This is a genomic window from Mesorhizobium sp. M7A.F.Ca.CA.001.10.2.1 (assembly GCF_003998575.1).
Classification (GTDB): Bacteria; Pseudomonadota; Alphaproteobacteria; order Rhizobiales; family Rhizobiaceae; genus Mesorhizobium.
The window spans coordinates 1-6,455 of sequence record NZ_RZQY01000332.1; the positions used below are offsets into that span (position 1 = coordinate 1).

Sequence of the window (6,455 nt, forward strand, 5' to 3'; positions counted from 1 at the left end):
GTATAGGCTCGTTTGTGGCGGAAGGGCTGCTCGACGTATTTCCAGGAGAATGCCGCCAAGGCGAAACTGGCAACCGTCATCGCGATAATCGTTGGCACACCGACAGTCTTCAGGGAGAGATAATGGACGAAGGAGTTGATTGGCCAGTGGACGAGGTAAAGCGAATAGGAAATGAGGCCGACCCAGACCAGCGGCGCCAACCGAAGCACGCGAGTGGCGACAGGTGCCGGCCTGTCGGCGCTATCCTGGCCAGCATAGATCAGCAGAGCTGTTCCGATGCAGGGGAATAGGGCATTGTAGCCGGGAAACGGATCGCTGTCCGAAATCATCACAAAGCCAAATGCAATGAGGGCAAAGCCGGCGAGGCCGATCAGGTCCGCCGCCAGCCGACTGGCTAGGACCGGAGGCTTCCGCAACATCAGCATGGCGCCCAGCGCCAGCTCCCATATGCGCGTCGGCAAGAGATAGAACCCTGCCGTCGGTGCCAGCGAGGTTGCTATGACTGCCAGGGCAAAGCTGCCGATGGCCATCGGCAGAAGTACCGTCAGCCAGCGCTTCGAGACGTATCGGTAGATCAGATAAAGGAGGATCGGCGCGAAGATATAATACTGCTCTTCCACCGAAAGCGACCATGTGTGCAGGAGCGGCCGCAGTTCGGCGTCGATGGAGAAATAGTTCGTCGTTTTCCAGAAATAGATGTTCGACCAGAAGGTCGAGGCGGCGATCACGCTGAGGCTGAATTCGTGGAGATCCGAAGGCAGAAGGATGAACCAGGCGGCAATGCTCGCGAGCAGGATGACGAAGGTCAGCGCCGGCAGGATGCGCCGTGCGCGGCGCCAGTAGAAGCGGCCGATCGAGAATTGGCCCCGCTCAAGATCATCGAGCAGGCTGCCGCTGATCAGATAGCCCGATATGACGAAGAAGATGTCGACACCGGTGAAGCCGCCGGGAATGGCGGACACGCCGAAATGGAAGAGCACGACAGGCAGCACCGCAACGGCCCGCAGACCGTCGATGTCGCGCCGGTAGTTCATCCGGCCGGCCCGCGCGCGACCACCAGGATCCGTGCGGCCGCACCCGACACGCTCATGCGGCGATGTCGTCGATCGTGCTGAAAATCCCGGCTCGTCGATCTCACAGGCTTACCCTCAGGCAGCAATTTTGCTGCGCTGCAACATGGGTGTCAAGGCATATATTGCTGTCGCGAAATTCGCCAGGAACGCACCGGGATCAGGCGCCGGGCAGATAGATTACCGCGTAGTCGTCCGAATAGGCCCGTTTCCAGCCCAACTGGTCGAAGAAGGGAATGCGGCTGTCGTCGGCCGATAGCAGCGCCCAATCTATTGCGTATTTCTTCAGGCGGGCTTCGAGGAGCGGCTTGCCGTCGCCGCGTCCGGTGTCGTTATCGCTCTTTGTGAAACCGCCGAGGAACAGCTGGTCCGTCCGTCCGTCGATATAGGTCTTGAACCCGTGGAAAATCAGCGTGCCGCCGAAATTGTAGGAATTCAGCACGTTGCCGGATAGATGATGGCTTTGCGCGAATGCCAGCGCCCCGCTGGCCGATGTCTTCGGACTTGGCGCTACCTGATAGACGCTGCCGAGCACAGCGACCCCGCCAATCAGCAGAACGGCTGCCGTGCCGCAAATGGCGTAGAACCGTCTGGCTAAGAATCTCTCCAGCCCGTCGCGCTTTTCGGCCAGCCACGCGGTGGCTGAAAGCGAGGGATATTGCTGTGCGACCTCGGCCGCCATCACCAGCGGAATCAGCAGGAAGAACAGGTACATGAAGCGCACATGGGCGAGATAGACATGCAAGGTGAAGACGACGAACAACGCCTTGGCCCAGCCAATTCGCAATCGGGACACTAATAGCCCGAAAAGCGCCAGCAGCATCACCGCTTCCTGGACGGGACTGTCCGGCGGATTGAACGGTTTCCATTCCATGATCAGCGACACTGCCTCGTTGCCGTAAGCCACGGCGAGCGTCGCCAGGATGGCCTGGACGCCGTACGGGTGGATCAGGCTGACCAGCGGGCAAAGCAGGCCGAACGCGATCCACTTCGCCAGCAGGGCCGGTTTTGACAGGCCCGTGCGCGCCAGCAGATCGAGACCGGCGAAAGCCGCGATGACGAAGCTCAAGGTGAAGGTGGCGTGCAGGTTCGCCCATAATACGACCAGCACAAGCAGCCACCAGGGCGGCGCCCGTTCTTCCCTCGCCGCACCGAACAGCACCGCCGTCCAGATGACGATGATCGGGAAGGTGAAGACATGCGGACGCGCCGTGAAGATCGGGTTGATCAGGAACACCGCCGCGAAGGCCAGTGTAATCGCCAGGATCGGTTTCAGCCATGCGCTGAGAAACCACCCCATGAGGAAAACCGTCAGGGAGATCGAGGCGATGATCGCGGTGACGACCACGTTCCAGCCGCCCGCCCGGTAGGCAAGAGCCAGCAGGACCTGCCCCAGCCATTCCTTGGCAATCCAGGGCTGGCCGGCAAACGTGTAGGAGTAAGGATCGACCGTCGGAAATGTCCGGTTTGTCAGGAAATCGAGACCGACTTTCACTTGCCACCAGCTGTCGGGATCCTGCAGGGTGGCGCCTGCCTGGGCAGCCAACGCACCCGCCATCGCCAAGGCCGCGAGCAGGCAGAAGATCAGCCTGTTCCGCTCGTTGTATGTCGCGGCCGCCACACTGGCCTGAGCGTCGTTCATGATGCGCCGCCTCTGATCGGTTCCGGTGACAGTTGGGTTCAAGGTGTTGGACTGGCGGGCTGCCGCCGAGGCTTGTCGGCCACCCGAACTGTGCGGTCGGTGCTGTCGTCCCCACGTCCCACAAACACGAAGCGGGCCGAGCCAAGATAGAAAACCACCGAATAGACGCAGATTCCCGCGAGGTGGACCAGCGGGTTTTCGACGATGCCTGCCGAACGGGCGGCGATCACGACGGCCAGATTGATGCTGTAGGCGACCAGAAAGACACCCCCGTAGCGCAGCGCGGTTCCGGGCTGGAAGCCGTCGACTCTGCTGAAGGTCCATTGGCGGTTGAGGAAGAAGCCGAGGACAAGGCCGGCGGCATAACCCGTGGCGTTGGCAAGGATGTCGCCCAGACCAAGCGCAAGCCCGGCCAGGATGACCGCGTATCCCAGCGCCGTGTTCAACAGACCGACGGCGCCAAATCGCAGCATCCTCGGGAAGTCAAACGGCAGGCTTGACCACATGCGCAAAATATTGGGCTCCGACAGGTACCTTGGTGAGGAAGCGCTCGAACGGCCTCAGTCTCGCAAGCATCCGAGGAAAGAAAATCCGGTAGACGATCCTCGTATTGGCAAGGCCCGCCTCGGCCATGCGCCCGCGCATCTCGCGCGAATTTATCAAAACCGCGTTTTCGTCGAAGGCACAGTTTCTCACCGCGTGCGTGGTCAGCGGGTTCCAGGGATTGTGTTCGAAGACGAAGAAGCTGCCGCCATCGGCCAGCACCCTGCCGATCTCGGCGAACAGCCCGATCTGCAGGTTCTCGGGAATATGGTGGAAGACGCAGGCCGCGAAGGCCAGGTCGAAGCTGCCGTCGGCAAAGGGAATTGTCTTGCCGTCGAAATGCGTGAAGGCGGCCTGGCCGGGAAAGCGCTTGCTGGCGATGTCGAGCGATTCCCGCGAAGGATCGAGCAAGGTGATCTCCGCGTCGGGAAACGCGTTGCGCATATGGCCTAGCGAATTGCCGACGCCGGCGCCGAAATCCAGTATTCGTCGCGGTTTGACACCGGCCCGCCGCAGCGTCGCGGCGACGTCGTCGATCTTGTACCTGGCGAAGAAATCCGGGTTTTCGCCGCTCAGCCTTATGCTTGCGGCATGCTGCTCCTGATATTCCCGCGCAAACCGGTCGAACTCCGCCTCAAGCACGTGCGGCCCTCTTTGCCATCTCCTGCAGGCGATGGACCGGCAATTCGCCGCCCTCCACTGCCTGGCTGCGCGAAACGATCTCGTTGACGAAGTAGAGCGGCCGCCGCTTTGTCTCCATGTACATGCGCCCGAGATACTCGCCGAAGATCCCGAGCACCATAAGCTGGACGCTGCCGAGGATCAGCACGATCGCGGCAAGGCTGGTCCAGCCGGGCAACACGTTCCCGACCGACCATTCGAGCAGCGTGTAGCCGAGCACGACCAGGCCCAGAAGCCCGAACATCATTCCGAGCAGCGAGGCGAACCGCAAAGGGACGATGGAGAAGCTGGTCATCGCGTCGACCGCCAGAAGAAGCATTTTCTTCAGCGGATAATGGGTGGTTCCGGCAAAGCGGCGGTGCCGCTCATAGGGAAAGGCCACCTGTTTCAGCCCGATCCAGCTCACCATGCCGCGAATGAACCTGTAACGCTCTGGCATCGCGTTCAGATGGTCGAGCGCGCGACGGTTCATCAGCCGGAAATCTCCGGTATTGGGGGCTATGTCGACGTCGACCATCCGGCGCAGCAAGCGATAGAACATGGACGCGGAGGCGAGCTTGAACCAGCTTTCGCCATCGCGCGTCAGCCTCTGGCCGTAGACCACATCGAAGCCTTCGTTCATCTTCGTCATCATCGCGCCGAGCAGTTCAGGCGGATCCTGCAGGTCGGCATCGAGAATGAGAATGCGCTGGCCGCGACAGAATTCGAGCCCGGCGCTCAACGCGATCTGATGGCCGTAATTGCGGGCAAGGTCGATGGCGACGACATGGTCGTCCTTTTCAGCCAGCTGGAGAATGGCTTCGCGCGTGCCGTCGGTCGCGCCATCGATGACAAGGACGATCTCGTAGGAAGGGCCTTGTTCAAGGCATGCGGCCGTTACCCGCCGATGCAGTTCGGCCACGCCATCCAGCTCGTTGTAGCATGGGATGACCACCGACAGCATGACGCCGCGTCGCGCGGTGTTTCTCTCCGTCTCCACCAAAGCCTTGCTCCCGCTATCCGATTGGGAATAGCGGCAATTGGTTAGAAAACAGATAAGCCAGCGGGATCGCTGCGGCAGTAGCCGGCAGTCTGCCATGCGCCTGGGCTCGGCTTGCGGCCACACTATGCTCGGTGTCTCGCTATCCCGCAGAACTCCCGGCTTGAAGCGGACAAGCCAAGTGCGTATGTCTGGCTGACGCCCTCTAGCCAGGGTACCTCAATCTGGAGACGGGCCTTGTCCGCATTGACGCGCTTTCTTGGCGACTCGCCGCTCAAGGTGATCCTGAAACTGCTGGTGGTGTCTTTCCTCGTCGGCCTGGTCATGAACGCCTTCGGCTGGTCGCCGATGGATGTGCTCTACGGCATCCGCAAATTCTTCATGGACCTGTGGAATCTTGGCTTCCACGCCATCGACCGTTTCCTCGGCTATATCCTGCTGGGCGCGGCTATCGTCGTGCCGGCGTTCATCCTGTTGAGGCTCGCCAACTACCGGAAGTAGAGCATGATCCCGAACCGCAGGTCCGCGTCAGCGAACCCTGGCACCCGGTTTTTGGACAAGATCGTACTATCGGGCGTGGCCCGCGGCCACCTCGAACAGGATGGCGTGGCGCGCGGCAAGCGTGGGCACGTCAGTTGAATAGCCACCCCCGATGACGCCGCAGACCGGAACGCCCCGCGTGCGAAAGTGGCTGATCACCATGTCGTCGCGGGCGCGCAGGCCGTCATCCGATAGCGACAGCCTGCCAAGCCGGTCCTCAGCATGGACGTCGACGCCGGCATTGTAGAACACGATGTCCCAATGGGCTTGGGCGGAGAGCTCCGGCAGGATGGCGGCGAGCCTCTTCATGTAAGCGGCGTCACCCGTGCCGTCGGGCAGCGCGACATCGAGGTCGGAGGCGATCTTGCGCACGGGGTAGTTGCGGTCGCCATGCATGGAAAAGGTGAACACGCGCGGATCATCAGCGAGAATATCCGCCGTGCCGTCACCCTGATGCACGTCGAGGTCGACGATCAGGATGTTTTGTGCCGCGCCTTCGGCGAGCAGCACCAGCGCGGCGACGGCGACATCGTTGAAGGTGCAGAAGCCCGCTCCTTGCGCGCGCCGCGCATGATGGCTGCCGCCGGCGGTGTTGCAGGCAATGCCGTGGCGCAAGGCCAGCCGCGCCGCCAGCACGGTGCCGCCGGTGGCAAGCTGCGCGCGCAGCGAGACGCGGGGTCCGATCGGAAAACCGATCTCGCGCTCGATCTTCTCGGGCACGCGGCAGTTGACGACCTGGTCGACATAATTCGCCGCATGGGCAAGCTCCAGCCATGACACCGGTGCCGGTTCGGCGGTGCTGAGCGCGTCGGGGCCGGCGAGGCCACGTGAACGCAGCGCCTCCATCAGCAGTGGATATTTGCTCATCGGAAAGCGATGGTTGGTGGCGAAGCCGGCATCGTAGTCGGGATTATGGACGATCTGCAGGGGCATGAACTGGATCCGGCGGCTCGCGCCAGGCCGGGGATTTCGGTTGGCCGTCACGGGAAGAGTGATTGCG

The 6,455-nt window shown here is 61.9% G+C and carries 7 protein-coding genes; 1 reads left to right on the top strand and 6 read right to left on the bottom strand.

The window, feature by feature from the left end; all coding sequences use genetic code 11:
* From EN964_RS20585 to EN964_RS20605, 5 genes are all read right to left on the bottom strand, one after another.
* The coding region (locus EN964_RS20585; protein WP_164775904.1) for an acyltransferase at nt 1-1,034 on the bottom strand (1,034 nt) is incomplete at its 3' end.
* A 196-nt stretch (nt 1,035-1,230) separates the two neighbouring features.
* On the bottom strand, nt 1,231-2,712 hold the full coding sequence (locus EN964_RS20590) for a hypothetical protein (RefSeq protein ID WP_127266713.1): 1,482 nt from the start codon (nt 2,710-2,712) through the stop codon (nt 1,231-1,233).
* A gap of 38 nt (nt 2,713-2,750) precedes the next feature.
* Nucleotides 2,751-3,218, bottom strand: a complete 468-nt coding sequence (locus tag EN964_RS20595) for a GtrA family protein (RefSeq protein WP_236383387.1) — start codon at nt 3,216-3,218, stop codon at nt 2,751-2,753.
* Nucleotides 3,196-3,897 carry a class I SAM-dependent methyltransferase gene (locus EN964_RS20600; RefSeq protein ID WP_127266715.1) on the bottom strand — a complete coding sequence of 234 codons (702 nt, stop codon included), beginning with the start codon at nt 3,895-3,897 and terminating at the stop codon, nt 3,196-3,198. The genes EN964_RS20595 and EN964_RS20600 overlap by 23 nt, the downstream gene beginning before the upstream one ends.
* Nucleotides 3,890-4,879 carry a glycosyltransferase family 2 protein gene (locus EN964_RS20605; RefSeq protein WP_206517189.1) on the bottom strand — a complete coding sequence of 330 codons (990 nt, stop codon included), beginning with the start codon at nt 4,877-4,879 and terminating at the stop codon, nt 3,890-3,892. Before EN964_RS20605 ends, EN964_RS20600 begins: the two co-directional genes overlap by 8 nt.
* A gap of 273 nt (nt 4,880-5,152) precedes the next feature.
* Here EN964_RS20605 and EN964_RS20610 point away from each other — a divergent pair, with 273 nt between their 5' ends.
* Nucleotides 5,153-5,416, top strand: coding sequence for a DUF6460 domain-containing protein (locus EN964_RS20610; RefSeq protein WP_013533620.1), 264 nt, complete (start codon nt 5,153-5,155; stop codon nt 5,414-5,416).
* A gap of 66 nt (nt 5,417-5,482) precedes the next feature.
* On the opposite strand, the gene EN964_RS20615 is transcribed toward EN964_RS20610, so the two are convergent.
* Nucleotides 5,483-6,388 (bottom strand): histone deacetylase, encoded by a 906-nt coding sequence (locus tag EN964_RS20615; protein ID WP_127266717.1) that lies wholly within the window; start codon nt 6,386-6,388, stop codon nt 5,483-5,485.
* Nucleotides 6,389-6,455 lie beyond the last annotated feature (67 nt).